The sequence below is a fragment of the Burkholderia sp. NLJ2 genome (genome assembly GCF_049487195.1).
GTDB classification, from domain to species: domain Bacteria; phylum Pseudomonadota; class Gammaproteobacteria; order Burkholderiales; family Burkholderiaceae; genus Burkholderia; species Burkholderia pyrrocinia.
In genome coordinates, this window is record NZ_CP137808.1 from 159163 (window position 1) to 185805 (window position 26643).

20 protein-coding genes, 1 tRNA gene and 2 riboswitches are annotated in these 26643 nt (G+C 69.4%); of the genes, 8 read left to right on the forward strand and 13 right to left on the reverse strand.

Features of this window, described 5'->3' with window-relative positions:
• The first annotated feature begins 80 nt into the window (after nucleotides 1-80).
• Nucleotides 81-1478, forward strand: coding sequence for an ethanolamine ammonia-lyase subunit EutB (locus R9B84_RS00670; protein WP_034183858.1), 1398 nt, complete (start codon nucleotides 81-83; stop codon nucleotides 1476-1478).
• The gene (gene eutC / locus R9B84_RS00675; RefSeq protein WP_423758877.1) at nucleotides 1475-2269 is read left to right on the forward strand and encodes an ethanolamine ammonia-lyase subunit EutC; all 795 of its coding nucleotides are present in this window, start codon (nucleotides 1475-1477) and stop codon (nucleotides 2267-2269) included. Before R9B84_RS00670 ends, eutC begins: the two co-directional genes overlap by 4 nt.
• A 30-nt stretch (nucleotides 2270-2299) precedes the next feature.
• On the opposite strand, the gene R9B84_RS00680 is transcribed toward eutC, so the two are convergent.
• On the reverse strand, nucleotides 2300-3184 hold the full coding sequence (locus R9B84_RS00680; RefSeq protein WP_423758878.1) for a LysR family transcriptional regulator: 885 nt from the start codon (nucleotides 3182-3184) through the stop codon (nucleotides 2300-2302).
• Nucleotides 3185-3339: 155 nt separating this feature from the next.
• Between R9B84_RS00680 and R9B84_RS00685 the strand changes: the two genes are divergently transcribed.
• On the forward strand, nucleotides 3340-4950 hold the full coding sequence (locus tag R9B84_RS00685) for an MFS transporter (protein ID WP_423758879.1): 1611 nt from the start codon (nucleotides 3340-3342) through the stop codon (nucleotides 4948-4950).
• 186 nt (nucleotides 4951-5136) lie between these two features.
• Here the strand turns inward: R9B84_RS00685 and R9B84_RS00690 are convergent, their stop codons facing one another.
• Nucleotides 5137-5565: a pyridoxamine 5'-phosphate oxidase family protein gene (locus R9B84_RS00690; protein ID WP_423758880.1), complete on the reverse strand. Its 429-nt coding sequence runs from the start codon at nucleotides 5563-5565 to the stop codon at nucleotides 5137-5139.
• A gap of 330 nt (nucleotides 5566-5895) precedes the next feature.
• On the opposite strand from R9B84_RS00690, the gene R9B84_RS00695 reads away from it, so the two are divergent.
• The 3 genes from R9B84_RS00695 (at nucleotide 5896) to R9B84_RS00705 (ending at nucleotide 9543) form a co-directional block, all read left to right on the forward strand.
• Complete coding sequence (locus R9B84_RS00695; RefSeq protein WP_423758881.1) at nucleotides 5896-7422, forward strand: aldehyde dehydrogenase family protein; 1527 nt, start codon at nucleotides 5896-5898, stop codon at nucleotides 7420-7422.
• A 329-nt stretch (nucleotides 7423-7751) separates the two neighbouring features.
• The gene (locus R9B84_RS00700; protein WP_423758882.1) at nucleotides 7752-8294 is read left to right on the forward strand and encodes a hypothetical protein; all 543 of its coding nucleotides are present in this window, start codon (nucleotides 7752-7754) and stop codon (nucleotides 8292-8294) included.
• Between the two features lie 214 nt (nucleotides 8295-8508).
• Nucleotides 8509-9543 (forward strand): helix-turn-helix domain-containing protein, encoded by a 1035-nt coding sequence (locus R9B84_RS00705; RefSeq protein WP_423758883.1) that lies wholly within the window; start codon nucleotides 8509-8511, stop codon nucleotides 9541-9543.
• Between the two features lie 46 nt (nucleotides 9544-9589).
• Here the strand turns inward: R9B84_RS00705 and R9B84_RS00710 are convergent, their stop codons facing one another.
• From R9B84_RS00710 to R9B84_RS00755, 10 genes are all read right to left on the reverse strand, one after another.
• Nucleotides 9590-10684 (reverse strand): ADP-heptose--LPS heptosyltransferase, encoded by a 1095-nt coding sequence (locus R9B84_RS00710; RefSeq protein ID WP_423758884.1) that lies wholly within the window; start codon nucleotides 10682-10684, stop codon nucleotides 9590-9592.
• Nucleotides 10681-12384, reverse strand: a complete 1704-nt coding sequence (locus tag R9B84_RS00715; protein WP_423758885.1) for a thiamine pyrophosphate-binding protein — start codon at nucleotides 12382-12384, stop codon at nucleotides 10681-10683. Before R9B84_RS00715 ends, R9B84_RS00710 begins: the two co-directional genes overlap by 4 nt.
• 120 nt (nucleotides 12385-12504) lie before the next feature.
• Nucleotides 12505-13893: an L-serine ammonia-lyase gene (locus R9B84_RS00720; protein ID WP_423758886.1), complete on the reverse strand. Its 1389-nt coding sequence runs from the start codon at nucleotides 13891-13893 to the stop codon at nucleotides 12505-12507.
• Between the two features lie 30 nt (nucleotides 13894-13923).
• Nucleotides 13924-15060 (reverse strand): alginate lyase family protein, encoded by a 1137-nt coding sequence (locus R9B84_RS00725; RefSeq protein WP_423758887.1) that lies wholly within the window; start codon nucleotides 15058-15060, stop codon nucleotides 13924-13926.
• 151 nt (nucleotides 15061-15211) lie between these two features.
• On the reverse strand, nucleotides 15212-18139 hold the full coding sequence (gene gcvP, locus R9B84_RS00730) for an aminomethyl-transferring glycine dehydrogenase (protein ID WP_423758888.1): 2928 nt from the start codon (nucleotides 18137-18139) through the stop codon (nucleotides 15212-15214).
• A gap of 65 nt (nucleotides 18140-18204) precedes the next feature.
• Complete coding sequence (gene gcvH / locus R9B84_RS00735) at nucleotides 18205-18585, reverse strand: glycine cleavage system protein GcvH (RefSeq protein ID WP_175947367.1); 381 nt, start codon at nucleotides 18583-18585, stop codon at nucleotides 18205-18207.
• Between the two features lie 117 nt (nucleotides 18586-18702).
• Nucleotides 18703-19821 (reverse strand): glycine cleavage system aminomethyltransferase GcvT, encoded by a 1119-nt coding sequence (gene gcvT / locus R9B84_RS00740; protein ID WP_423758889.1) that lies wholly within the window; start codon nucleotides 19819-19821, stop codon nucleotides 18703-18705.
• Nucleotides 19822-19905: 84 nt separating this feature from the next.
• A riboswitch (glycine riboswitch) is annotated at nucleotides 19906-20039 on the reverse strand.
• A 32-nt stretch (nucleotides 20040-20071) separates the two neighbouring features.
• Nucleotides 20072-20174, reverse strand: a riboswitch (glycine riboswitch).
• 113 nt (nucleotides 20175-20287) lie between these two features.
• Nucleotides 20288-20650: a hypothetical protein gene (locus R9B84_RS00745; RefSeq protein ID WP_047901111.1), complete on the reverse strand. Its 363-nt coding sequence runs from the start codon at nucleotides 20648-20650 to the stop codon at nucleotides 20288-20290.
• A 160-nt stretch (nucleotides 20651-20810) separates the two neighbouring features.
• Nucleotides 20811-21863, reverse strand: a complete 1053-nt coding sequence (locus tag R9B84_RS00750; RefSeq protein ID WP_423758890.1) for an oxidoreductase — start codon at nucleotides 21861-21863, stop codon at nucleotides 20811-20813.
• 222 nt (nucleotides 21864-22085) lie between these two features.
• Nucleotides 22086-22793, reverse strand: a complete 708-nt coding sequence (locus tag R9B84_RS00755; RefSeq protein WP_423758891.1) for an SGNH/GDSL hydrolase family protein — start codon at nucleotides 22791-22793, stop codon at nucleotides 22086-22088.
• A gap of 275 nt (nucleotides 22794-23068) precedes the next feature.
• Between R9B84_RS00755 and R9B84_RS00760 the strand changes: the two genes are divergently transcribed.
• Nucleotides 23069-25156, forward strand: a complete 2088-nt coding sequence (locus tag R9B84_RS00760; RefSeq protein ID WP_423758892.1) for a UvrD-helicase domain-containing protein — start codon at nucleotides 23069-23071, stop codon at nucleotides 25154-25156.
• Between the two features lie 99 nt (nucleotides 25157-25255).
• Here R9B84_RS00760 and R9B84_RS00765 read toward each other — a convergent pair whose 3' ends face one another.
• Entirely contained in the window at nucleotides 25256-26158 is a 903-nt protein-coding gene (locus R9B84_RS00765; protein ID WP_423758893.1) for a c-type cytochrome, read from the reverse strand.
• A gap of 252 nt (nucleotides 26159-26410) precedes the next feature.
• Here R9B84_RS00765 and R9B84_RS00770 point away from each other — a divergent pair.
• Nucleotides 26411-26486, forward strand: a tRNA-Arg gene (locus R9B84_RS00770).
• The last annotated feature ends 157 nt before the right edge of the window (nucleotides 26487-26643 follow it).

Sequence of the window (26643 nt, forward strand, 5' to 3'; positions counted from 1 at the left end):
GTGAACGGCCGTTCCTGACGGCATCCGGCGCGCCCCGTCGAACGGGCGCGCCGTCGGCTTTTGGCAAGGAGACTCGCACGATGTCCTATACGGAGACGATCGGTCCGCGCACGTACCGCTTCGCGGACCTGAAGACGCTGCTCGCGAAGGCGAGCCCGCTGCGTTCCGGCGACCAGCTCGCCGGCGTCGCGGCGGCGAGCGAGGAGGAGCGCGTCGCCGCGAAGATCGCGCTCGCGGGCGTGCCGCTGAAGGCGTTCCTGAACGAAGCGGTGATCCCGTACGAAGACGACGAGGTCACGCGCCTGATCGTCGACGATCACGACGCTGCCGCATTCGCGGAAATCTCGCATCTCACCGTCGGCGATTTCCGCAACTGGCTGCTGTCGCCCGCGGCCGACGGCGCGGCGCTCGAACGGATCGCACCGGGCCTCACGCCGGAGATGGTCGCGGCCGTGTCGAAGCTGATGCGCAACCAGGACCTGATCGCGGCCGCGCGCAAGCGCCGCGTGGTCACGCGCTTTCGCAACACGGTCGGGCTGGCCGGCCGGATGTCGGTGCGGTTGCAGCCGAACCACCCGACCGACGACGTGAAGGGGATCGCCGCGTCGATGCTCGACGGGCTGATGTATGGCTGCGGCGACGCGATGATCGGCATCAACCCGGCGACCGACAGCCTCGCGGCGATCGTGAAGCTGCTCGCGATGATCGACGGGTTCCGCGAACGCTACGGCGTGCCGACGCAGTCGTGCGTGCTCACGCACGTGACCAACACGATCGCGGCGATCGAGAAGGGCGCGCCGGTCGATCTCGTGTTCCAGTCGATCGCGGGCACCGAGAAGGCGAACGCGAGCTTCGGGATCTCGCTCGCGCTGCTCGGCGAGGCGCGCGAGGCCGCGTTGTCGCTGAAGCGCGGCACCGTCGGCAACAATCTCATGTACTTCGAGACGGGCCAGGGCAGCGCGTTGTCGGCGAATGCGCATCACGGCGTCGACCAGCAGACCTGCGAAGTGCGCGCGTATGCGGTCGCGCGCAAGTTCGAGCCGTTCCTCGTGAACACGGTGGTCGGTTTCATCGGGCCCGAATACCTGTACGACGGCAAGCAGATCATCCGCGCGGGGCTCGAGGATCACTTCTGCGGCAAGCTGCTCGGCGTGCCGATGGGCTGCGACATCTGCTACACGAACCACGCGGAAGCCGACCAGGACGACATGGACACGCTGCTGACGCTGCTCGGTGCGGCCGGCATCAACTTCATCATGGGGATTCCGGGTGCGGACGACGTGATGCTGAACTACCAGAGCACGTCGTTTCACGACCAGCTTTATGTGCGCGAGGTGCTCGGCCTGCGCCGCGCGCCGGAGTTCGAGGAGTGGCTGGAGACGATGGAGATCGCCGATGCGCACGGCGCGCTGCGCGCCGCGTCGGCCCGCGTGCCGCTTCTGGCCGGCGCGAACGACTGGATGGGGTTGTCAGCATGAGCGATGCCGTCGAAAAGAATCCGTGGGGCCAGCTGAAGTCGTTCACGAACGCGCGGATCGCGCTCGGCCGCGCGGGCAACAGCCTGCCGACCGCGCCGCTGCTGGCCTTCAACCTGTCGCACGCGCAGGCGCGCGATGCCGTGCACCAGCCGCTCGATGCGGACGCGCTGCGGCGCGAGATCGAGGCGGCCGGCCTGCTGCCGACGCTCGGCGTGCAGAGCGCGGCGCCGGACCGCGACCACTATCTGCGCCGGCCCGATCTCGGCCGCAAGCTGTCGGACGACAGCCGCGGGCTGCTCGCCGGTTACGGCGCGGCGCTCGACGAGGCGCCCGACGTCGTGTTCGTGGTCGGCGACGGGCTGTCGGCATTCGCGGCCGCGAAGCAGGCGCTGCCGCTGCTGCAGGCCGTGCGCCCGAGGCTCGACGCGGACGGCTGGCGGATCGGCCCGGTGGTGGTCGCGAAGCAGGCGCGCGTCGCGCTCGGCGACGAGATCGGCGAGCTGCTGCGCGCGAAGGTCGTCGCGATGCTGATCGGCGAGCGGCCGGGGCTCAGCTCGCCGGACAGCCTCGGCGTGTACCTGACGTGGGCGCCGAAGGTCGGCTGCCACGACGCGTTGCGCAACTGCATCTCGAACGTGCGGCCCGAAGGGCTGCCGCACGCGGCCGCCGCGCACAAGCTGCATTACCTGATGACGCATGCGCGCAGGCTCGGGCTGACGGGTGTCGGTCTGAAGGACGACAGCGATGCGCTGCTGCCGCCGGCTGAAGCGGAGCGGATCGGCGCGGCGTGACAGCGCGGTGTGCGACTGCGTGCGGGGCGGCTACCTGAACAGCCGCTCGCACAGGAAATCGACGAACACGCGCAGCTTCGGCGACAACTGCCGGCTCGACGGCCACACGATCGAGAATTGCCCCGGTGCGATCCGGTAGTCGTCGAGCACGGTGACGAGCGCGCCGTGTTCGAGCGCGTCGCGCGCGAGGAAGTCGGGCATGTAGCCGATGCCGAGCCCCGCGAGCACGGTGCCGCGCAGCGCTTCCATGTTGTTGCAGGTCATCGCGGTGCGCAGCTTCAGCGGCGTGCCGTCGTCGGCCGAGAGCGCCCAGTCCTGCAGCCTGCCGGTGGTCGGAAAGCAGTAGCGCACGCAGTCGTGCGCTTCGAGATCGCGCGGCGTGCGCGGCGTGCCGGCCCGCGCGAGATACGCGGACGTCGCGCACAGCACGAACGCGAACGGGCCGAGCCGCCGCGACATCAGGCTCGAATCCGACAGCGGGCCGCTGCGGATCACCGCATCGAAGCCGCCTTCGACGACGTCGACCATCCGGTCGTTGAAATCGAGATCGAGCTCGACGTCCGGATAGCGCTGCCGGAACTCGGGCAGCACGGGCAGCAGGAAGCGGTAGCCGATCACCGGCAGGCTCACGCGCAGCTTGCCGCGCGGGCGCTGCGCCGATGCCGTCACGGTCGCTTCCGCATCGCGGAAATCCTCGAGGATCCGCTGGCAGCGTTCGTAGAAATGCCGCCCCTCTTCAGTGAGCGTGACGCGCCGCGTCGTGCGGTTGAACAGGCGCACGCCGAGCGACTGTTCGAGTTTCGCGATCGTCTTGCCGACCGCCGACGCCGAGATGCCGAGCGCGCGGCCGGCCGCGACGAAGCTCAATGCTTCGGCGGTGCGGACGAAGGCGACGATGCCGGTCAGGTTTTCCATCGAATCAAGATGCATGCGCCGACGGGCGCAGCCGAGTGAATTGCGGAATTTTAGTCCGTTATATACGGAACTTCGCGTGGTTTTTCGCGGATTGAATCGGATTTATCTTCTGTCGCTCTGGCGGCGCATTCGCGCCGGCGTTTCGAGGAGCGATGATGGATCACCCGTTTTCAGCCGTATCGGCGGTTTCGGCGCGGCGGCGCGCGTGGGTGCTGGCCGCCGTCTGCATGGCCGCCGTCGCGCTGCCGCTGTCGTTTTCCGGCGGCGCGGTCGCGACGCCGGCGATCGGCCGCGACCTGCACGGCGGCACGGTCGCGATGAACTGGATCACCAACGCGTTCATGCTCGCGTTCGGCAGTTGCCTGATGGCGGCCGGCGCGCTGGCCGACCAGTTCGGCCGCAAGCGGCTGTTCGCGATCGGCGTCGGCGGTTTCACGCTGATGTCGGTTGCACTCGCGTTCGCACCGTCGATGCTCGCGGTCGACCTGCTGCGCGCCGCGCAAGGGCTCGCGGCGGCCGCGGCGCTCGCGGGCGGCACGGCCGCGCTCGCGCAGGAATTCGACGGCGCGGCGCGTACGCGTGCGTTCAGCCTGCTCGGCACGACCTTCGGCATCGGGCTCGCGTTCGGGCCCGTGCTCGCCGGCGGCCTGATCGGGCATTACGGCTGGCGCGCGATCTTCGTCACGAGCGCGGTGGCCGGCGTGCTGTCGCTCGGGTTCGGGCTGCCGCGCATGCGCGAGTCGCGCGACCCGCACGCGACGGGGCTCGACTGGCCGGGCACGGCCGCGTTCACCGCCGCGCTGACGCTGTTCACGTTCGGCGTGATCGAGGCGCCCGCGCGCGGCTGGACGAGCGCGCTCGTGATCGTGCTGCTGGCCGGCGCGGCGCTCGGCGCATGCGCGTTCGTGATGATCGAGACGCGCGTCGCGCGGCCGATGCTCGACCTGTCGCTGTTCCGCATCGCGCGCTTCGTCGGCGTGCAGGTGCTGCCGGTGTCGACCTGCTGCTGCTACATCGTGCTGCTCGTCGTGCTGCCGCTGCGCTTCATCGGCATCGACGGCTTCAGCGAGATCGACGCCGGCTGGCTGATGCTCGCGATCTCCGCGCCGATGCTCGTCGTGCCGTTCGTCGCGGCGACGCTCACGCGCTGGCTGTCGGCCGGCGTGATCTCGGCGCTCGGGCTGGTGGTCGCGGCGGGCGGGCTCGTGTGGCTGGGCGTCGCGTTGCGCGGCGGCGCGGGGCCGGCGGCGATCGCGCCGATGCTTGCGATCGGCGTCGGCGCCGGGATGCCGTGGGGGCTGATGGACGGGTTGTCGGTGAGCGTCGTGCCGAAGGAGCGCGCGGGGATGGCGACCGGGATCTTCAGCACGACGCGCGTGGCCGGCGAGGGGATCGCGCTCGCGATCGTCGGCGCGGTGCTGGCCGCGCTCGCGCAGACGGGGCTGCGGCAGGCGGCTGGTGCCGCCGGCACGTCCGACGCGACACTGCGTGCGGCCGCGCGGCTCGCGACCGGCGATCTCGCGGGCGCGGCTGCTGCGTTGCCGGGCGTCGGTCATGCGGCGCTGCTTGCGAGCTATACGCACGCGTTTGATCGGTTGCTGACCGGACTGGCCGTCGTCACGGTGCTGTGCGCGGGGGTGGTGTTCGTGTTTCTCGGCGGGAGGCCGGCGGCTGAAGCGGGCGACGACGCGGACGGGCATGCGCCAGCCGACGTGCCCACGCGCAGCCGGATCGAACCGGTCTGTGCGGAGACGCACGGGCGTTGAGCGTCGTGTCGTCGCGCATGGGCGCTTTGGCGATGGCAGCCGGAGTGCCCGTGCCGCGCTGCATCACCGCATCTGCGCGTTGAGCGTCGCGTCGTAGCGCATGGGACTTTGGCGATGGCTGCCGGAGCGCCCGTGCAACGCTACACCACCGCATCCGCATGCTGACGATCCGCCAAACGCGTCACATCACGCCAGCACGAGCGGCGGCAGCGCCGCATCCGCCCGCGCCTGCGCGTGCTCCACCTCGATCACCACATAGCGCCGCGCATCGGGCCACAGATGCGCGCGGCTTCCCGCGTCCTCGTCGATCGTCGCGCGGCCCTGCACGAGCCAGGTCGTCTGGCTCACGAAATCGACGAACAGCAGCGCGATGGCCGGATTCGCGAGCAGGTTGCCGATCGTGTTGAACAGGTTGTTGCCCGCGAAGTCGGGCAGCACGAGCGTGCGGCGGTCGGGGACATCGACGAGCGGCTCGAACGAGCCGTCGGCGCGCGGCTGGCGGCCGCGGTACGAGCAGTCGCTGTTGCCTGCCGCATCGGCGGTCGCGACGATCAGGAACGCCTGCTCGCGGATGAACGCGACGGCATCGTCGATCAGGGGGCCGGAGTCGCTCATGGTGTCGGTCGGCGTGAATGCCGCTGCGTGTGGATGCGCGATTCGCACGCAAGCGACATGCCACGCGTCGCTCCCCGCACGCCGGTGCCGTCCGGCACAGCCACTGTGGAAAATCCGAACACCGGCCAAGCCGCTGCGCAATCGCGGTGTTCCGAATCGGCACACCCGCCGTGCTGCATGCGTGAACACGGCACGGTGCGCACCCGGGCCGGCCGTGGTCGTCGTGTTTTCGTTCCGCTCCCGTCCGTTTGGCACGCATGTTGCGTAAACGGGTGCAGCGCGATCCAACCGGCGCTGTACTGACACAAGCACGATGAACAGGAGACATGTATGAACCCGTTTGACCTGAAACAACTGGGCCTCGACGTCGAATACCCGTACCGTCAGCAGTACGACAACTACATCGGCGGCAAGTGGGTGGCGCCGGTGAAGGGCGAGTATTTCGAGAACGTGTCGCCGATCAATGGCCAGCCGTTCTGCCGCATCCCGCGCTCGGGCGCCGACGATATCGAGCTGGCGCTGGACGCCGCGCATGCCGCGCGCCGCAAGTGGGGCAAGACGTCCGTGGCCGAGCGCGCGAACCTGCTGCTCGCCGCCGCCGACCGGATGGAAAAGAACCTGAAGCTGCTGGCCGTGGCCGAGACGATCGACAACGGCAAGCCGCTGCGCGAGACGATGGCGGCCGACCTGCCGCTCGCGATCGACCACTTCCGCTACTTCGCGGGCTGCATCCGCGCGCAGGAAGGCGGCATTTCCGAAATCGACGACAACACCGTCGCGTACCACTTCCACGAGCCGCTCGGCGTCGTCGGCCAGATCATCCCGTGGAACTTCCCGCTGCTGATGGCCGCGTGGAAGCTCGCGCCGGCGCTCGCGGCCGGCTGCTGCGTCGTGATGAAGCCGGCCGAGCAGACGCCCGCGTCGGTGCTCGTGCTGATGGAACTGATCGGCGACCTGTTCCCGGCCGGCACGATCAACATCGTCAACGGCTTCGGCAAGGAAGCCGGCGAAGCACTGGCGACCAGCAAGCGGATCGCGAAGATCGCGTTCACGGGCTCGACGCCTGTCGGCAAGCACATCCTGCGCGCGGCGGCCGACAGCCTGATCCCGTCGACGGTCGAACTGGGCGGCAAGAGCCCGAACATCTTCTTCGCCGACGTGCTCGACCAGGACGACGCGTTCCTCGACAAGGCGCTCGAAGGGCTCGCGATGTTCGCGCTGAACCAGGGCGAAGTGTGCACGTGCCCGTCGCGCATCCTGATCCAGGAATCGATCTACGAACGCTTCATCGAGAAGGCCGTCGCGCGCGTCGAGCGCATCAAGTCCGGCCACCCGCTCGACCTGCAGACGATGATCGGCGCGCAGGCGTCGCAGCAGCAGCTCGACAAGATCCTGTCGTACATCGACATCGGCCGTGGCGAAGGCGCGCAATGCCTGACGGGCGGCGAACGCACGGCGCCGGCCGCCGGCCTCGACACGGGCTACTACGTGAAGCCGACGATGCTGCTCGGCAACAACAAGATGCGCGTGTTCCAGGAAGAGATCTTCGGGCCGGTCGCGTCGGTGATGACGTTCAAGGACGAGGCGGACGCGATCGAACTCGCGAACGACACGTTCTACGGGCTCGGCGCGGGCGTGTGGACGCGCAACGGCACGCGTGCGTACCGGATGGGCCGCGAGGTCGAGGCCGGCCGCGTGTGGACCAACTGCTACCACCTGTACCCCGCGCACGCGGCGTTCGGCGGCTACAAGCAGTCGGGGATCGGCCGCGAGACGCACAAGATGGCGCTGTCGAACTATCAGCAGACGAAGTGCCTGCTGGTCAGCTACCAGGCCGAGGCGCTCGGGTTCTTCTGACCGGGTCGTCAACGCAGTGGCGGAGCGCCGGGGCCGGCCGGTCGGCAAAGCAGCGCCGGCCGTACGGTTGCCGGTGTTCGGCGATGACACGCGTGATGCGCGGGGCTGCGCACAACGTTCGACGGCCGGGTGACGATTTCCCGACCGTCGAGCGGCGCACACGCGGTTGCGATGCGTCGACTACCGGTCACCCGGCACTTCGCCATGTTCGACTTCGACATCCGCCCCCCGGCGCTGGCCGCGCATCGTCGCGACCCGCGCCGGAAACGATACCGTCAGCCGCGCGTTCGCGGCAGCACGGTGCGCCGATGCGTGTAACGAAAACCGCCATGGCAGAACCGCCCCGATCCTTTCCGCGCCACCCCGTATTCCACGCGGGGGAACTCGATGCGCAGCACCGCTTCGGCGTGGCCGACGAAGCCGAGCGGATGAGCGACGTCGTCACGACGCGCGTAAGCATCGGCGTGCGGCAGTTCGTCGAATCGCAGCCGTTCATGTTCGTCGGCACCGCATGCGGCGGACGCGCATCCGTGACGTGCGACATCGTGCAGAGCCTGCGCGACGCGAACGGCGACCTGCTGCCCGTCGTCCGCGTGATCGACACGAAGACGCTGCGGTTCGCGTTGCCCGCACACGGCGACGGCAGCCGGATCGATGCGGCAGCGTGCGACGGCAGCGGCGTCGGGCTGCTGTTCGTCGATTTCGTGCGCGGCATCCGCTACCGGATCAACGGCCGCGCGACGCTGCGTGCCGATTTGCCCGAAGCGGATGCGGCGCCCTGGCCGGCAGGCAGCGCGATCGTCGAGCTGGCGGTCGCGCAGGCCTATGGCAACTGCGGCACGCGGGTCGTGCGGCTGAAGCCGGCCGGGTAGCGGGTAGTCGGGTAGGCGGGTAGCCGGCGGCGGTAGATATGCGCGGTCGCAGCGCGGATCGCACCGGCGGCGTGCGCGACACGCCGCCTTCGGGTGCGCCCGTATCGCGCACATCGGCCGGACAGCGTGAAATGACGGGTTGTTCGCCGGGCCGCGCGGTTCGGCACGGGAATTGCGTGACCGACGCGGTTCCGGGCAGGTGAGGGAGAACACGATGGACCAACACGTGGCGAGTATCGAAGAACCGACGGCCGAAGACACGCGTCGCAACGCGCAGGGCGACGACGCGCCGGCCGGGCAGGCCGTCGTCAGCGTCGCGCACGACGCCGACGAGCAGGCGCGCAACCTGATCGGCTGGCGGCAGACCTACGACCAGCTCGCGGCCGGCCGCTTCGTCGGCACGCTGACCGAGCTGCCGCTCGACACGATGAAGCTGTTTCGCGAATCGACGAGCCACCTGCTGCGCCAGGCATGCGAGGTGCGCGGCGATGCGTACTGGTTCGGCATTCCGCTCGTGTGCGACGGCACGGCGCGTGTCGACGCATGCCGCATCGGGCCCGGCGCGCTTGCGTTCCGGCCCGGCAATGTCGAATTCGAATTGCTGACGCCCGCGCAGTTCTCGATCTACGGCGTCGTCGTGCGCGGTGATGTGCTGCGTCGCTACGCGGAGGAGGTCGAGCGCTGCGCGCTCGACGAGCGGGTGTTCGCGCAGTGCGTGATGCAGGTCGGCGATGCGCGGCTCGCGCGCCTGTGCGCGCTGCTCGGCCGCCGGCTCGACGGCGCGGTGGCCGTGACCGGCCCGCTGCCCGATGCGCAGCGCGACGACCTGCAGGCCGAGGTGCTGGCGGCGTTGTTCGATGCCTGCGCGCAACCGGGCGACGACGGCGCCGGCCGTGCGCCGTCGTCGCGCCGCTGGATCGTCGAACAGGCGCGCGACTACGTGCTCGCGCACCGCACGCGCCCGGTCGGCGTGCCCGAGCTGTGCGAGCAGCTGCACGTGAGCCGGCGCACGCTGCAGTACTGCTTCCAGGATGTGCTCGGGATGGCGCCCGCGACCTATCTGCGCACGCTGCGGCTGAACGGCGCGCGGCGCGATCTGTGCGGCCGCGCGGCCGGCTCGGTGCAGGACGTCGCGGAGGCGTGGGGCTTCTGGCATCTCAGCCAGTTCGCGACCGATTACCGGCGGCTGTTCGGCAAGCGGCCGTCGGAGACGCTGCGTGATCGCGCGGTGAGGGTCACGGCGGGGTGACGGCGGCGCGGCCGGTTTTCCGGTTGGCTGCCGCGCGCTTGCTTCCTTATCCGGTTGCCACCGCCGCTTCGCGCGGCGCCGGCCACGCGAGCGCATCCCAGTCGATCGCGCGATACGCGGCTTCGACCGCCGCGAGATCGTCCGGCCGCTCGCTGCGATGCAGCCCGCGCAATTCGGCCGGCACGTCGAGTTCGACCGGCACGCAATGCGGATAGTCGCGCACCCGCAGCGCCGGCCCGATCGTCGTGAAACACGCGAGCGTCGGCACGTCGAAGCCGTCGGCGAGATGCAGCGCGGCCGTGTCCGGCGCGAACAGCAGGCTTGCACCCTTGACCCAAGCGATGAAGCGCGCGGTGTCGGTCGCGTCGCCGCTCACGTCGGTGTACGCCGGATGCGCGACGGGCCCGTACCCGGCTACCGGCAGCCCGTAGCGTTGCGCGAGTTGCTCCACGAACGCCGCGCGCAGCGCGGGCGGCACGCTGCGCACCGCGGTGCTCGCGCTCGGGCAGAACAGCACGTACGGCCGCTGCCATGCGGCCGGCAGCGCGGGCAGCGGCAGCCGCGCGAGCCAGCGGTTGCGCTTCGCGGCGGCCGGCACGGCGGCCGGGTCGACACCGAGCGCGTCGAGGAAGAAATCGATCATCGGCAACCGCGCGAACGCGGGCCAGTACAGGTGATTGCCGACGTCGATGCACGGTGCGTCCGCGGGCAGCGCGTCGACAGGGCACGGCAGCGCGCGCGACGGCGCGACGATATCGGCCGCGAGCGCATACAGCGCATCGACATAGCGCGGCGCGCGGGCCGGCCGGTACACCGTGAAGCGCAGGCCCGCGTGCGCGGCGCGCAGCGCGGCGAGCGCGGTCAGCCCGATCACCGAATCGCCGAGCGTGACGCCCATCCCGTTGATCACGTGCACATGCCGCACACCGTCGTAGTCGAGCCGAAACGGCCTGTGCGCGGCGTGCAGCAGGCCGAGCGCGGCCGCGGCCGGCACGTGGCCGACGGCGCGGGTATCGCCGTGTTCGACGTCGTACGGCGCGACGAGCGTGCCGTCGGGCGCGAGCAGCGTGCCGGGGAGCACGAGCGCGTCGTCGTGCGACAGCGCGGCGCCGGGCGGCGCGGTGCGCATTTCCATCGTCATCCGCCGCGCGCGCGGCGGCCCTGCTCGCGGATCTGTTCGAGCGTCGCGGCCGGCGTGCTGGCGTCCTGCGGGATGCGGATTTCGATCAGCGCGGGCAACCCGCAGGTCAACGCGCGCTCGAGCGCGGGGGCGAAATCGGCGGTGCGCTCGACCGTCTCGCCATGCGCGCCGAACGCGCGCGCATACGCGGCGAAATCGGGATTCGTGAGCCCCGTGCCGTGCACGCGGCCCGGGTAGTTGCGCTCCTGATGCATGCGGATCGTGCCGAAATGCCCGTTGTTGACGACGATCGCGACGATGTTCAGCCCGTACTGCATCGCGGTCGCGAGTTCGTTGCCGGCCATCATGAAGCAGCCGTCGCCGGCGAGCGCGACGACGGCTCGCGACGGGTACAGCGATTTCGCGGCGAGCGCGGCCGGGATGCCGTAGCCCATCGCGCCGCTCGTCGGCGCGAGCTGCGAGCGGAAGTGCCGGTACGCGAAGTGGCGATGCAGCCAGATCGCATAGTTGCCGGCGCCGTTGGTCAGGATCGCGTCGTGCGGCAGGCGCTCGCGCAACTGCACCATCACGTCGCCGAGCTGGACGTCGCCGGGCATCGGCAGCGGCGCGTGCCATTCGCGGTACGCGCGATGCGCGTCGGCGGCCGCGCCAGCCCACGCGGGGCGCTCGGGCGGTTCGAGCGCGGCGAGCGGCGCGGCGATCTCGGGCATCCCCGACACGATCGGCAGGTCGGCCGCATACACGCGACCAAGCTCGTCCGCGCCCTGGTGCACGTGGATCAGCGTCTGGCGCGTCTTCGGGATGTCGAGCAGCGTGTAGCCGCCGGTCGTCGCTTCGCCGAGGCGCGGCCCGATCACGAGCAGCAGGTCGGCGTCGCGGATGCGCTTCGCAAGCGCGGGATTGATCCCGAGCCCGACGTCGCCCGCGTAGTTCGGGTGCGCGTTGTCGATCGTGTCCTGGTAGCGGAACGCGCACGCGACCGGCAGTTGCCAGCGTTCGACGAAGGTGCGCAGGTTCGCGCACGCGTCGGGCGTCCAGCCGCTGCCGCCGACGATCGCGAACGGCCGTTCCGCGCGCGCGAGCCGCTCGCGCAGCTCGTCGATCTGCGCGGCCGACGGCGCGGCGGCGACGCGTTTCGCGGCCGGCACGACGGGCTGCGGCGCGCACGCTTCGGACAGCACGTCTTCCGGCAGCGCGAGCACGACCGGGCCCGGCCGGCCCGACATCGCGACGTGGAACGCGTGGCTCAGGTATTCGGGGATGCGGCGCGGATCGTCGATCTGCGCGACCCATTTCGCCATCTGGCCGAACATCCGGCGGTAGTCGATTTCCTGGAAGGCTTCGCGGTCGAGGTGCTCGCGCGCGCACTGGCCGACGAACAGGATCATCGGCGTCGAATCCTGGAACGCGGTGTGCACGCCGATCGACGCATGCGTCGCGCCGGGCCCGCGCGTGACGAACGCGATGCCGGGGCGGCCGGTCAGCTTGCCGACGGCCTCGGCCATGTTCGCGGCGGCCGCCTCGTGGCGGCAGACGACCGTCTGGATGCGCGCGGTGTCGTCCGCCAGCGCATCGAGTACGGCGAGGAAACTCTCGCCCGGCACGCAGAACACGCGTTCGACGTGATTGGCGAGCAACGCATCGACGAGCAGTCGCGCACCGGTGGTGGCGCGCGGCTCGAGATCCTTGGAATGCGACATGGGCTGCCGTCTCCCTGGGTAGCGGGACGTACAGCTTACGCCTGTCGGCGGGGCGCTGAATAGTGTCGGAACGAACAGGTTGACGGCGCGCCGCAGCGAGCGCGCGCCGCCGTTACCGCATCAACACTCGACGATATTCACCGCAAGCCCGCCGCGCGACGTTTCCTTGTACTTCGTCTTCATGTCGGCGCCCGTCTCGCGCATCGTCTTGATCACCGAGTCGAGCGACACGTAGTGCGAGCCGTCGCCGCGCAGCGCCATGCGTGCCGCATTGACGGCCTTCACCGACGCCATCGCGTTGCGCTCGATGCACGGGATCTGCACCATCCCGCCGACCGGGTCGCAGGTGAGGCCGAGGTTGTGCTCCATCCCGATTTCGGCCGCGTTCTCGACCTGGTGCGGCGTGCCGCCGAGCACGGCCGCGAGCGCGCCGGCCGCCATCGAGCACGCGACGCCCACTTCGCCCTGGCAGCCGACTTCCGCGCCCGAGATCGACGCGTTGAGCTTGTAAAGAATGCCGATCGCGGCGGCCGTCAGCAGGAAGTCGATCACGCCCTGCTCGTTCGCGCCGGGCGTGAAGCGCGTGTAGTAGTGCAGCACGGCCGGGATGATGCCGGCCGCACCGTTGGTCGGCGCGGTGACGACCCGGCCGCCGGCCGCGTTTTCCTCGTTGACCGCGATCGCATACAGGTTGATCCAGTCGATCATCGACAGCGGGTCCTGCAGCGCGCGCTCCGGGCTGCCCGTCAGTGTGCGGTACAGCTGCGGCGCGCGGCGCTTGACCTGGAACGGGCCGGGCAGGTTGCCGTCGGCTTCCGGGTTGCCGATCCCGCAGCCGCGCGACACGCACGACTGCATCACGGCCCAGATCTTCAGCAGCCCGTCGCGCGTCTCTTCCTCGGTGTGCCACGCGCGCTCGTTTTCCCACATCAGCTGCGCGATCGACTTGCCGGTCGATTCGGTCAGCGCGAGCAGCTCCGCGCCGGTGCGGAACGGGTGCGTCATCTGCTCGGCCGCGCTCAGCACCTTCGTGTTCGGTGCACCGGCCGTCACGACGAAGCCGCCGCCGACCGACAGGTACGTGCGCTCGACCAGCACCGCGCCGTTCGCGTCGGATGCGCGCAGCTTCATTCCGTTCGGATGCTCGGGCAGCGCCTGGCGGTAGAACGCGATGTTCTCCTTCAGCACGAACGGCACCGGATGCGTGCCGAGCAGCGCGAGCTTCTTCGACTTGCGGACGTCTTCCAGCCGCGCGTCGATGGTTTCGGGATCGACGGTGTCGGGCGCGTCGCCGAGCAGGCCGAGCATCACGCCGCGGTCGGTGCCGTGGCCCTTGCCGGTTGCGCCGAGCGAGCCGTACAGCTCGACCTTCACGTGGGCCGTCGCATCGAGCAGCCCGTCGCGCTCGAGGCCCTGCACGAACATCAGCGCCGCGCGCATCGGTCCGACCGTATGCGAACTGGACGGACCGATGCCGATCTTGAAGAGGTCAAACACGCTGACTGCCATTTCGATACCTGCCTTGCTTTAAGAGTAGTGCTAGCGCGCCTGCAATGGCAGGCACGCGGCGAGCCATGCGGGCGGTGTAGGGGAAAGCTGCTGCGCGACGCGGGCATAGCGCCCGTCGAGCCGCGCGGCCAGATGAAAGAGTTCGGTGGCGTTTTTCGGGTCCCACTGCCCGGTGTAGCCCGGCAGGCCGGCCTCGCGGCGCTTCGCGTCGAACGGCACCGGCGAATTCACGAATTCCTCGTGGGTTTTCTCGCCGAGCGCATACGGCACGAGCCAGTCGAGCGCGGCCGCGAGCGTCGCGCCGTTCGCGCCCCGCTCGCGCAGCCAGTTGCGGTTGAAGCGGCGCGCGGCGAGCGCGGCTGTCACCAGCGGTTGAAGGTCGTACACCGCGTAGTGCAGCGCATCGCGTTCCTCGAAGTCCCACGTCTTGCCGTCCGGGCCGATGTTGTCGGCGAGATGCTCGACGAACAGCCGCTGCGCGGCGTTCATCATCTTGCGGTCGCCGAGCGTGAACGCGGACAGCGCGATCAGCTTGATCCGGTGGCTCTGCCAGTTGTTGCGCCAGGTGCCGGTGAGCGGACGCTTCTGCGCGTCGATCTGCGCGACATAACCGGCGCCGAGCTTCGCGATGAACGCCGCCGTCGCGTTGCGGGTCTTCACCGGCAGCGCGCTCGCGGTCATGTCGTATGCGACGATCAGGCTTTCGAAGCGCGTCTCGTCGATCGGGTTGAAGCCCGGCTGGTAGGTCGCGACCCACGCGGACAGGAAGCGGTCGACGAGCTGCAGGTAGCGCGGCGCGTTCGTCACGCGCCACGCGAGCGCCGCGTCGCGCATCAGGTCGAGGTCCTTCAGCGCGGCGGCGCTCTGATCGTAGATGCCTTCGTGCGGCAGCGTGCCCTCGGTGTGCACGCGCGCCATCGCCTTCGGCTGCTCGCCGATGCGCGCGTCGACGCTGCGGATCAGCGCCTGCACGCCCGGCTCGGCCTGGGTCGTCTCGCTCGCCTGAAGTGCCGGCGCCGCGCAGAAATTCATCGCCGCGCGCGCGCTGCCGGCCGCGCCGAGGCCTGCAGCGGCAAACGACAGCGACGCGACGAGCATCGGCACGAACCGGCGCGCGCGCGGCCGCCTCTGCGTTGCACCATGGCCCGGAAACATCGGACGCACCATGCGGAACTCCTTCATTGGCTGGATCGCGTGTGATGTTAGCCGGATTGGCGGACGAGCGCGCACCGGTTCGGGCGGCGAATGCAAAAACCGCACGCAACACGGAGTTGCGTGCGGTGCGATGGCCATCGGACGGCTCCGGGCCTGGCGCGCGTTATGCGTATTCCGACATCGGCACGCACGAGCAGAACAGGTTGCGGTCGCCATAGGCGTTGTCCGCGCGGCCGACCGGCGGCCAGTACTTGTTCGTGCCGAGCGATGCGACCGGGTACGCAGCCTGCTCGCGCGAGTATGCGTGCGGCCATTCGTTCGCGGTGACGACGGCCGCCGTGTGCGGTGCGTGACGCAGCGGGTTGTCCTCGCGGTCGGCGCGGCCTTCCTCGACCGCGCGGATTTCCTCGCGGATCGCGATCATCGCGGCGATGAAGCGGTCGAGTTCTTCCTGCGATTCCGATTCGGTCGGCTCGACCATCAGCGTGCCCGGCACCGGGAAGCTCATCGTCGGCGCGTGGAAGCCGTAGTCCATCAGGCGCTTCGCGACGTCGTCGACGCTGATGCCGCTCGAATCCTTGATCGGACGCAGGTCGAGAATGCATTCGTGCGCGACCAGCCCGCCCGGGCCCGAGTACAACACCGGGTAGTGCGGCGCGAGGCGCTTCGCGATGTAGTTCGCGTTGAGGATCGCGGTTTCCGTCGCGGCGGTCAGGTTCTTCGCGCCCATCATCGCGATGTACATCCACGAGATCGGCAGGATCGACGCCGAGCCGTACGGCGCGGCCGACACCGCACCGATGCCGCTTTCGTCGCGCGCGTAGCCGGTCGAACGCTGGTTCGGCAGGAACTTCGCGAGGTGCGCGCCGACTGCCACCGGGCCGACGCCCGGGCCGCCGCCGCCGTGCGGGATGCAGAAGGTCTTGTGCAGGTTCAGGTGCGACACGTCGCCGCCGAACTGGCCCGGCGCGGTCAGGCCGACCATCGCGTTCATGTTCGCGCCGTCGACGTACACCTGGCCGCCGTGCGCATGGACGATCTCGCAGATCTCGCGGACGTTCTGTTCGAACACGCCGTGCGTCGACGGATACGTGATCATGATCGCCGCGAGGTCCTTCGCGTGCTCGTCGGCCTTCGCCTTCAGGTCGGCGATGTCGACGTTGCCCTGCGCGTCGCAGGCGACGACCACGACCTTCATGCCGGCCATGTGCGCGGATGCCGGATTCGTGCCGTGCGCGGACGCCGGGATCAGGCAGATGTCGCGGTGGCTCTCGCCGCGCGATGCGTGATACGCGTGGATGATCAGCAGGCCCGCGTACTCGCCCTGCGAGCCCGCGTTCGGCTGCAGCGACACGGCCGCATAGCCGGTGGCCGCGACGAGCATCTGCTCGAGCTGGTCGATCATCTCGCGGTAGCCGACGGTCTGGTCGGCCGGCGCGAACGGGTGGATGCCGCCGAACTCGGGCCACGTGACGGGCAGCATTTCCGACGTCGCGTTCAGCTTCATCGTGCACGAGCCGAGCGGGATCATCGAGCGGTCGAGCGCGAGATCCTTGTCCGACAGGCTGCGCAGGTAGCGCAGCATTTCGGTTTCGGAATGGTGGCGGTTGAACACGTGGTGCGTCAGGTACGCGCTCGTGCGCTCGAGGCCGGCCGGCAGCGCGGCGACGCCGGCGAGGCCCGCGTCCAGCGCGTCGACGGCCGGCGCGGTGCCGCCCGCGGCTTGCGCGAACACGGCGAGGAGATCGGCGAGGTCGTCGCGCGTCGTCGTTTCGTCGACCGACACGCCGACTTGCGTGTCGCTCACGCGGCGCAGGTTGATGCGCTTCGCCTTCGCGAATTCGTGAACCTGCGCGGTGCGCGCGCCGGTGTCGATCGTCAGCGTGTCGAAGAACGTGTCGTTGACGGTCGCGAAGCCGAGCTGCTTCACGCCGGCGGCGAGCAGCGCCGCGATGCGGTTCACGCGCAGCGCGATCGTCTTCAGCCCATGCGGGCCGTGGTAGACCGCGTACATGCTGGCCATGATCGCGAGCAGCGCCTGCGCGGTACACACGTTCGACGTCGCTTTCTCGCGGCGGATGTGCTGTTCGCGGGTTTGCAGCGCGAGGCGCAGCGCGGGCTTGCCCTGCGCGTCGACCGTCACGCCGACGAGGCGGCCCGGCATCTGGCGCTTGAATTCGTCGCGCACCGCGAGATACGCGGCGTGCGGGCCGCCGAAGCCCATCGGCACGCCGAAGCGCTGCGTGTTGCCGATCGCGACGTCCGCGCCCCATTCGCCAGGCGGCGTCAGCACGGTGAGTGCGAGCAGGTCGGCCGCGACGACCACGTGGCCGCCGGCCGCGTGGATCGCTTCCGTGAGTGCGCGGTAGTCGCGCACGTCGCCGTTCACGCCCGGGTATTGCAGCAGCACGCCGAACGCGTTCGAGTGTGCCGCGTCGGCGGCCGGGCCCGTCTTGACCTCGATGCCGATCGGCAGCGCGCGCGTGCGGATCACTTCGAGCGTCTGCGGCAGCACGTCGTCGGCGACGTAGAACACGTTCGATGCCGGCTTGCCGGTGCGCTGCAGCAGCGTCATCGCTTCGGCCGCGGCGGTCGCTTCATCGAGCAGCGACGCGTTCGAGATCGCGAGGCCCGTGAGGTCGGCGACCATCTGCTGGAAGTTCAGGAGCGCCTCGAGGCGGCCCTGGGAAATTTCGGGCTGGTACGGCGTGTAGGCCGTGTACCACGCCGGGTTTTCGAGCACGTTGCGCAGGATCACGGCCGGCGTGTGCGTGTCGTGGTAACCCTGGCCGATATACGAGCGGAACACCTGGTTCTTGTCCGCGAGAACCCGCAGCGCGGCGAGGGCTTCGGCCTCGCTCTTCGGCTGCGCGAACGGGCCGAGCGGCAGCGTTTCGGCGCGGCGGATCGAGGCCGGGATCACGGCGTCCATCAGGGCGGCGCGCGACGCGAAGCCGAGCGTGTCGAGCATGGCCTGCTGGCTGGCGGCGTCGGGGCCGATATGGCGTTCGGCGAACGCGTCGTGCGTTTCGAGCGCGGCGAGCGAGAGGGGCGTGCGGTTCATCAGGCGGTCCGGGTGTTCGAGCTTCATGGCGTGACTCTGGTCCCGCGCGGGACGGGGCGGCTGGCCGGCCCCGCGCGGTTCGGGTAAGGAAATTAGTCGATCAGCTTGGTGTAGGCGGCAGCGTCGATCAGCTTGTCGGTCGATGCGCCGGCCGCGAGCTTGATCTTGAAGAGCCACACGCCGTACGCGTCGCTGTTCACTTCTTCCGGCGCGTCGGTCGCTTCCGTATTGACGGCGACAACCTCGCCGGACACCGGCGAGTAGATGTCGGATGCAGCCTTCACCGATTCGACGACGCCGACGGCGTCGCCTTCCTTCACCTGCTTGCCGACTGCCGGCAGCTCGAGGAAGACGATGTCGCCGAGCGTGCTCTGCGCGTGATCGGTGATGCCGACCGCCAGCGTGCCGTCTGCCTCGGTGCGGATCCACTCGTGTTCGTCGGTGTATTTCAGATCGGCCGGGACGTTGCTCATCGGATGCTCCTGGATAAAAGGGTGTGATTCGTTCTGCTGGCGCGCCGCCGGGGCGCGCCGGGTGTGGTTGCGCCGGGCGCCATCTCCCGGCTTCCCGGGAGGCAGGCCCCCCGGCCGTTACGCAGCGAGGACCTTGCCGTTGCGCACGAACGGCAGTTTTACCACGCGCGCGGGAAGATTCTTGTCGCGAATTTGCACCTGGACCGTGTCGCCGACCTGGACGGCCGCCGGCACGCGCGCGAACGCGATCGATTCCTGCATCGACGGCGAGAACGTGCCGCTCGTGATCTCGCCTTCGCCGTGCGGCGTGACGACCTTCTGGTGCGCGCGCAGCACGCCGCCCGCCTTGCCGTTTTCCTTCTGCAGGATCAGGCCGACGAACGCGGCGCGCGTGCCGTCGCGCTCGAGCGCGGCGCGGCCGACGAAGTCGCGCGGCGCGCTGAGGTCGACCGTCCATGCGAGGCCCGCGTCGAGCGGCGAGACGGTGTCGTCCATGTCCTGGCCGTACAGGTTCATGCCGGCCTCGAGGCGCAGCGTGTCGCGCGCACCGAGCCCGCACGGGCGCACGCCGTTTTGCTGCAGTGCGTTCCACAGCGCTTCGACATGCACGGCCGGGACGATCACCTCGAAGCCGTCTTCACCGGTATAGCCGGTGCGCGCGACCGTGAGATCGCCGAACGGCGTGCCGGCGACCTGCGCGGCGTTGAACGGCTTCAGCTCGCTCGTCGCGGCACGCGCGGCGGGCACGGTCGTCCAGACCTTTTCGCGGGCGTTCGGGCCCTGAGCGGCGACGATCGCGAAATCGCGGCGCGGCGCGATCGTGACGCCGTAGCCGCTTTGCTCGTTGAGCTGGTTGAACCACGCGATGTCTTTCTCGGCGGTGCCGGCGTTGACGACGACGCGGAAGAATTCTTCGGTGAAGTAATAGACGATCAGGTCGTCGATGACGCCGCCCTGCGGATTGAGCAGGCACGAGTAGAGTGCCTTGCCGGGGGTCTTGAGCTTGCCGACGTTGTTCGCGATCGCGTGCTCGAAGAACGCGCGCACGCGGCTGCCGGTGAAATCGACGACGCACATGTGCGACACGTCGAACATGCCGGCGTCGGTGCGCACGGCTTCATGTTCTTCGATCTGCGAGCCGTAGTTGACGGGCATGTCCCAGCCGCCGAAATCGACCATGCGGGCATTGAGCGCGCGGTGCGCGGCGTTGAGCGGGGTGTGATTCAGTGCAGTCATCGAGGCCTCAGGCAAGGCGCTTGCGCGCGGATCAGAACGGCCATGTGCCGACCGCCGCGGCCGACGGGCTGCGAGCGATTCGATACATGCCCCTCTGTCCTCGATACCTGAGAGATTGCACTGCGGGCAAAGCCCGGCGAGCGCGCGCCCCTTCGGTGGGCAGCTTGCCCGCGCAGCATGTGCGCAGCGGGCTACTGCCGCTCTCCAGAGTGCGGGGAGTGCGGCCCGCGCAATGCGCGGACGGGATTCCCCGACGCGGTCGGTCCTTTTGCCTGAGAGTTTGCGGGTGTGCCCCTTCGGCGGCGCGACCGGCGTTTCAGCAACGCGGTCACACGCTCTCCCGACGCGTGCGGGCGACTGTACGCGAGCGGGTGGGCCTTGTCAATTTGAGCAAAAGAATGTCGCTTCGCGACAAGCGGCGGCAGCCGGTGCCGCCGCTTTTTCCGCTCCGGCGGGCGCCGGTGCGTTACTCGCCGATCGCGCGCGCGGCCGTGTCGAGTTCCTGGTTCAGCACGCGCTGCTCGTCGCCGGACAGGCCGCCGCTGTGCTGCGCCGACATGTCGTTCGCTTCTTGGCGGATCACGTCGAGGCGGTGATGAAGCTGCGCGCCGTACGGCGGCGGATAGTAGCCGCCGTTCACGCGCGCATCGATGCGGCGGTGCAGGTTGTCGATCCGGCCCTGGATCTGTTGCGTCCGCTCGTTCGCGACGACTTGCGGATTCGGCCGCGGCGGGGGCGCCTGACGGACCGGTTGCTGCGGCTGCACGATACAGGCCGCGAGCGAGGAAACCAGCACGCAGCACACTGCTGCGCGAATCAACCGTTGCATCAACATTCTCCTGTCGGATTGGTGTCGGATCGACTTTTTTGAGAAACGCGTCAGACAGGTCACCCGCTGACTTTCGTTCCCCCGGCATTTGTAACCGAATGTTCCGGCTGACCCAAGCGTGTACGCGTGCCGGCCGGCCGCAACCGGCCTGAACGCGGTGTCAGACCGTGCGGCGCACGAACGGCAGCCGGCGGCCGTCGTGCTCGCTCTGCGCGGCGAGCTCGATGATCGTCATCACGTCGACGGCGTCCTGCGCGGTGACCGGGAACGGTGCGCCGTCGCGGATCGACGCGGCGAGCGCGCGGTAGTACTCCGCGTACTGGCCGTCGAGCGTCGGCACCGGGCGCTCGACTTCGAGTTCGCCGTCGAGCACGCGCAACAGGCCGGGCGGGTTGCCGCCGCCGAACTCGACGTCGTCCGCGGTGAGGCCGGCCTTGAGCTGGTCTTCCTGCGTGTCGAGCCCGAACTTCTGGTAGCTGCCGCGCGTGCCGTGCAGCGTGAAGCGCGCGGGCTCGATCGCCGACAGCGCGCTCGCGTGCAGCGCGACGTCCTTGTCCGGATAGCCGAGCAGCAGGTGCACGAAATCGGGCGCCGTGCCGTTGTCGCGGCGCGTCTTGACGGTCGCGCTCACCGTTTCCGGCACGCCGAACAGCGCGAGCGCATGGTCGATCAGGTGCGGGCCGAGGTCGAGCAGCAGGCCGCCGCCGCGTGAGGGCTCCTCGCGCCAGCGCGTGCGCGGCGTCGGCCGGAAGCGGTCGAAGTGCGATGCGAAATAGGTGAGGCGGCCGAGCTCGCCCGATTTGACGATGTCGCGCACGGTGAGGAAATCGCCGTCCCAGCGGCGGTTGTGGAACGGCGCGAACAGCCGGCTGCGCGCGTTCGCGAGCCGTGCGAGCGCGAGCGCTTCGTCGGCCGTGAGTGTGACGGGCTTGTCGACGACCACGTGACGGCCGGCTTCGAGCACCTGGCGCGCGAGCGTGAAGTGCGTGTCGTTCGGCGTGGCGATCACCACGCACTCGATGTCGTCGAGGCCGAGCATCGTGTCGAGGTCGGGGACGACACGCGCGCCCGGATACGCGGCTTGCGCGCGATCGGGCTGGCCCGTCGCGATCGCGGCGACTTCAGTGCGGCCGCTCGTGGCGATCACGGGCGCGTGGAACGTCGCGCCGGCGAAACCGAAACCCATCAAACCAATCCTGAGCAATGACGACATGGCAATCCCTGGCTACGAAGGAAACTAAAGGATGGCGCGCCGAGACGGCGCGAGGACGACCGGCTATTTTGGCATGGCGCCGCCGCTTGTACTGGCGCGTTGGGCGAAACGCGCGATGCGACGGGGCGCGTGCGCAAAGGGAGCCGGCATTTTGCACGGGACCGCGCGCCGCTGCCTGTCCGGCTTCGCGGTAAACGGCCGGCGCGCGGGCGCTGAGTCGTGTCATGCGGCCACCCGCTGCCGCACGGCGGCAGCGACCTGTGCGGCCCACACGGCGCACGCGGCTTCGCCAGGGTGGAAGCCGTCGGCGGCCATCAGGTGGCGCTCGAGCGGCAGCGCGACCCGCAGGAACGTGCAATGCGGCTGCGTGGCGGCCCAGCCGGCGAGCGCCGTGTTGAGCCGCTTCGCGCGCCGCCCGAGATACCACGCGAGCGGCTGCGGCAGCGCCGGAAAGCGTTCCATCGGCGGTACCGCCGACAGGATCACGTGCCCGACCCGGAAGCGCGCGGCGAGCAGCCGGACGAGTTCGGCCTGCTGCGCCCGCCAGCGGGCCGGCGGCACGCCGCCCGTCACGTCGTTGACACCGAGCGACGTGACGGCCACGTCGAACGGTTCGACCGGCTCGGCGGCGAGCCAGTCGACGAGATCCTGCGTGGTCAGGCCGGTGTGCGCGAGCAGCTTCCAGCTCACGCGGTGCGTGGCCGCCAGCACGTGCGCCAGTTGCCCGGACAGCGCGTCGCGCTGCGTCGCGACACCGACGCCCGCGGCTGCCGAATCGCCGACCACCAGCACGCGCAGCGGCGGGCCGTCGCCGGCCACGCCGGCGCGCGGGCCGGCCGCCTCGGGCAGCCGCGGCGTGACGCGACGCACGTAGCGCCCCTGCGCGAACAGCAGCGGGCCGAGGGCGGCGGTGGCGAACGGGTATCCCATGATGTCGATCCGGTGGCGGTTCAGGGCCCGGCGCGGGGCGGTGCCGGGGTCGGCATATTGTGGCCGATCGACGCGCGAACGGGGCCGGATTGGCCGGACGGACAGGGTGCGGCCGGCCGATCGGCCCGCGCGGCCCCGTCCGGCGGCGCTCCCGAAATGCGCGCCGCCGACGTGTTAACATGCGCGTCCTGCCCGCGTGTCCGCCTGCTTCGCCAGCCTGCCGCGCACGGCATCCTCCCGGCGTCCCGCCGTCAACCGCAACACCATCCGCCATCATGTCCGCAGGCCTCAATCCCGCCCAGAACGAAGCGGTGCGCTACCTCGACGGTCCCTGTCTCGTGCTCGCCGGCGCGGGCAGCGGCAAGACCCGCGTGATCACGCAAAAGATCGCGCACCTGATCGAAGCGAAAGGCTTCGAGCCGCGCCACATCGCCGCCGTCACGTTCACGAACAAGGCGGCCGCCGAAATGCGCGAGCGCGTGGGGAAGCTGCTCGAGGGCAAGACGCTCACCACGCCCGGCAAGGAAGGCCGCAAGGTACCCGTCAACCAGCTCACCGTCTGCACGTTCCACTCGCTCGGCGTGCAGATCCTGCGCCAGGAGGCCGAGCATGTCGGCCTGAAGCCGCAGTTCTCGATCATGGATTCGGACGACTGCTTCGGGATGATCCAGGAGCAGCTCGGCACCACCGACAAGGGGCTGATCCGCAAGATCCAGAGCATCATCTCGCTGTGGAAGAACGGCCTGATCATGCCCGACGAGGCGATGGCGATCGCGGCCAACGAGGACGAGCACCAGGCCGCGCTGGTCTACCGCAACTACGTCGCGACGCTGCATGCGTACCAGGCGGTCGACTTCGACGACCTGATCCGCCTGCCCGCCGAGCTGTTCGCGAAGAACGAGCAGGTGCGCGACCGCTGGCAGAACAAGCTGCGCTACCTGCTGATCGACGAATACCAGGACACCAACGCGTGCCAGTACGAGCTGCTGAAGCAGCTCGCGGGCCCGCGCGCCGCGTTCACGGCGGTCGGCGACGACGACCAGGCGATCTACGGCTGGCGTGGCGCGACGCTCGAGAACCTCGCGCAGCTCGGCAAGGATTTCCCGAAGCTGCACCTGGTCAAGCTCGAGCAGAACTACCGGTCGACGGTGCGGATCCTGACCGCCGCGAACAACGTGATCGCGAACAACCCGAAGCTGTTCGAGAAGAAGCTGTGGTCCGAGCACGGGATGGGCGATTCGATCACCGTCACGCCGTGCAACGACGAGGAGCACGAGGCCGAATCGGTCGTGTTCCGGCTGTCCGCGCACAAGTTCGAGCGGCGCGCGCAGTTCCGCGACTACGCGATCCTGTATCGCGGCAACTTCCAGGCGCGCATCTTCGAGCAGGTGCTGCGGCGCGAGCGGATTCCGTACGTGCTGTCAGGCGGCCAGTCGTTCTTCGACAAGGCCGAGATCAAGGACCTGTGCGCGTACCTGCGGCTGATCGCGAACGCCGACGACGATCCTGCGTTCATCCGCGCGGTCACGACGCCGCGCCGCGGGATCGGCAACACGACGCTCGAAGCGCTCGGCTCGTTCGCGGGGCAGGCGAAGGTGTCGCTGTTCGAGGCCGTGTACATGGGCGGCATCGAGGCGCGGCTGTCCGCGCGCCAGGTCGAGCCGCTGCGCATGTTCTGCGACTTCATCCAGCGCCTGACCGACCGCGCGGACAAGGAGCCCGCGACCGTCGTGCTCGACGACATGATGGAGGCGATCCACTACGAGGCTTACCTGTACGACGCGTTCGACGAGCGGCAGGCGCAGTCGAAGTGGCAGAACGTGCTCGAATTCCTCGAATGGCTGAAGCGCAAGGGCACGAAGCCCGAGACGGAGGCCGTCGACGGCGAGGCGGAAGGTTTCCACAACGTGGACGGGCTCGCCGATACGGGCAAGAACCTGCTTGGCCTGATCCAGACCGTCGCGCTGATGTCGATGCTCGAGGGCAAGGACGAGGACCCGGATGCCGTGCGGTTGTCGACCGTCCATGCGTCGAAGGGGCTCGAGTATCCGCACGTGTTCCTGGTCGGCGTCGAGGAGGGCATCATGCCGCACCGCGGCGGCAGCGAGGACGACGGCCCGATCGACAGCGAACGGATCGAGGAAGAGCGCCGGCTGATGTACGTCGCGATTACGCGCGCGCAGCGCAGCCTGCACCTGAACTGGTGCAAGAAGCGCAAGCGGGCGCGCGAGACGGTCGTGTGCGAGCCGTCGCGCTTCATCCCCGAGATGGGCCTCGACGAAGCGCCGCCGCCCACGGCGGAAGAAGCGCCGATGTCGCCGAAGGACCGGCTCGCGAGCCTGAAGGCGTTGCTGCAGAAGTGATGCGGCGGCGCCGTCGGGCGCACGGCGGCCGGCGCTCCGGCAAAACAAAACCCCCGCGATGCGCGTGCGTCGCGGGGGTTTTTTACGGGTGGGCCGGCGTTACTTCGACGCGTTGACCATGTAGTCGACGGCCGCCTTCACATCGGCGTCGGATGCGGTCGACCCGCCCTTCGGCGGCATCGCGCCCTTGCCGTGCAGCGCGTAGTTGTAGACCGTATCCATCGACTCCTTCAGGCGCGGCGCCCAGTCTTCCTTGCTGCCGAACTTCGGCGCGCCGAGCACGCCGGCCGCATGGCAGGCCTGGCAGGTCGACGTGTACAGCGCCTTGCCGGCGGTTGCCGCATCGGCGCCGGCCGGTGCGGCCGCGGGCTGTTCGCCGGCCTTCGGGATCGCGGCCATCGCGGCCTGCGCCGCGGCGATTTGCGCGCTTGCGGCGTCGGTCGCACCCGACGCGCCTGCTGCGCCTGCCGCGCCGCTGGCGGGCTGCGCCGTGTTGGCGGCCGGCGCGGCCGGTTCGGGGAAGTTCGCGCCGTCGTTGTTCGCCATGTAGACGATCGTGCGGGCGATTTCATAGTCGCTGACGTCGTCGGGGCTCGTGCCGCCGCGCGCCGGCATCGCACCCTTGCCGGCGAGGGCCGTTTTCAGAAGCGTGTCGAAGCCTTGCGAGATGCGCGGCGCCCAGTCGTCCTTGTTGCCGACCTTCGGCGCGCCGGCGGCGCCCGTGCCGTGGCAGGTCACGCAGACGGCCTTGTAGACTGCTTCGCCGGTCTTGTACGTGCGGGGCGCATTGGCGTCCTTCACGTCGACCTTCGCAAGCGGTGCGATGCGCGCGGCGACCTGTTCGTCGGATAGCGCATCCGTGCCGGCGCCGGAACGGAACGCATGGTTCGCATAGGTGGCGAACAGGATGATCAGGACGATCGGGATCGCGAACGACGCGATGATGACGGCAATCAGTTGCCCGGGAGTTTTGACGGGAGATTCGTGGGGTGCTTCGCTCATGCTTGCCTCGTCTCCGTGAATAGGAATTGTGAGCGCGGTGCAACGGCAAAATGGCAGTTCAATGAAGCCCGGACGATTATAGACGGAACGTTTACATCACGGCGAGCGGCACGATGGCGCGTGTTTACCCGCACGCAGCGGGGCCCGGCGGCGATTCGGCGGGCAAGGTGGACGCGTCATGGGAAACCGGGTATCCTTGCCGTCTTGCCAATTGTGGGCGGCCTGTATATTGGGGTCGTTTCACTGTCACACGCGCCCGTAGCTCAATGGATAGAGTACTGCCCTCCGAAGGCAGGGGTTGCTGGTTCGATCCCAGCCGGGCGCGCCAAGAAAATACAATAAAAACAAAGGGTTGAGAGCCTGATCATTCCCGCGCTCTAGTTCCGTACGGAAACTATACGGAAATCATCCCGTCGGCTGCTCCCCTCTTCGTGATCTGGTCGTCCTCTTCCGTAAGTGTGTTCGGCGAGCCATTTGCTGCTGTG

Excerpts from the sequence above, each read along its gene's own strand:
- R9B84_RS00715 (WP_423758885.1), bottom strand. The coding sequence starts at position 12,384 with ATGTCGCATTCCAAGGATCTCGAGCCGCGCGCCACCACCGGTGCGCGA.
- R9B84_RS00755 (WP_423758891.1), bottom strand. The coding sequence starts at position 22,793 with ATGGGATACCCGTTCGCCACCGCCGCCCTCGGCCCGCTGCTGTTCGCG.
- R9B84_RS00690 (WP_423758880.1), bottom strand. The coding sequence starts at position 5,565 with ATGAGCGACTCCGGCCCCCTGATCGACGATGCCGTCGCGTTCATCCGC.
- R9B84_RS00720 (WP_423758886.1), bottom strand. The coding sequence starts at position 13,893 with ATGGCAGTCAGCGTGTTTGACCTCTTCAAGATCGGCATCGGTCCGTCC.
- R9B84_RS00745 (WP_047901111.1), bottom strand. The coding sequence starts at position 20,650 with ATGCAACGGTTGATTCGCGCAGCAGTGTGCTGCGTGCTGGTTTCCTCG.
- eutC (WP_423758877.1), top strand. The coding sequence starts at position 1,475 with ATGAGCGATGCCGTCGAAAAGAATCCGTGGGGCCAGCTGAAGTCGTTC.
- R9B84_RS00695 (WP_423758881.1), top strand. The coding sequence starts at position 5,896 with ATGAACCCGTTTGACCTGAAACAACTGGGCCTCGACGTCGAATACCCG.
- R9B84_RS00670 (WP_034183858.1), top strand. The coding sequence starts at position 81 with ATGTCCTATACGGAGACGATCGGTCCGCGCACGTACCGCTTCGCGGAC.
- R9B84_RS00725 (WP_423758887.1), bottom strand. The coding sequence starts at position 15,060 with ATGGTGCGTCCGATGTTTCCGGGCCATGGTGCAACGCAGAGGCGGCCG.
- R9B84_RS00760 (WP_423758892.1), top strand. The coding sequence starts at position 23,069 with ATGTCCGCAGGCCTCAATCCCGCCCAGAACGAAGCGGTGCGCTACCTC.
- R9B84_RS00750 (WP_423758890.1), bottom strand. The coding sequence starts at position 21,863 with ATGTCGTCATTGCTCAGGATTGGTTTGATGGGTTTCGGTTTCGCCGGC.
- gcvT (WP_423758889.1), bottom strand. The coding sequence starts at position 19,821 with ATGACTGCACTGAATCACACCCCGCTCAACGCCGCGCACCGCGCGCTC.
- gcvP (WP_423758888.1), bottom strand. The coding sequence starts at position 18,139 with ATGAAGCTCGAACACCCGGACCGCCTGATGAACCGCACGCCCCTCTCG.
- gcvH (WP_175947367.1), bottom strand. The coding sequence starts at position 18,585 with ATGAGCAACGTCCCGGCCGATCTGAAATACACCGACGAACACGAGTGG.
- R9B84_RS00680 (WP_423758878.1), bottom strand. The coding sequence starts at position 3,184 with ATGGAAAACCTGACCGGCATCGTCGCCTTCGTCCGCACCGCCGAAGCA.
- R9B84_RS00685 (WP_423758879.1), top strand. The coding sequence starts at position 3,340 with ATGGATCACCCGTTTTCAGCCGTATCGGCGGTTTCGGCGCGGCGGCGC.
- R9B84_RS00710 (WP_423758884.1), bottom strand. The coding sequence starts at position 10,684 with ATGACGATGGAAATGCGCACCGCGCCGCCCGGCGCCGCGCTGTCGCAC.
- R9B84_RS00700 (WP_423758882.1), top strand. The coding sequence starts at position 7,752 with ATGGCAGAACCGCCCCGATCCTTTCCGCGCCACCCCGTATTCCACGCG.
- R9B84_RS00765 (WP_423758893.1), bottom strand. The coding sequence starts at position 26,158 with ATGAGCGAAGCACCCCACGAATCTCCCGTCAAAACTCCCGGGCAACTG.
- R9B84_RS00705 (WP_423758883.1), top strand. The coding sequence starts at position 8,509 with ATGGACCAACACGTGGCGAGTATCGAAGAACCGACGGCCGAAGACACG.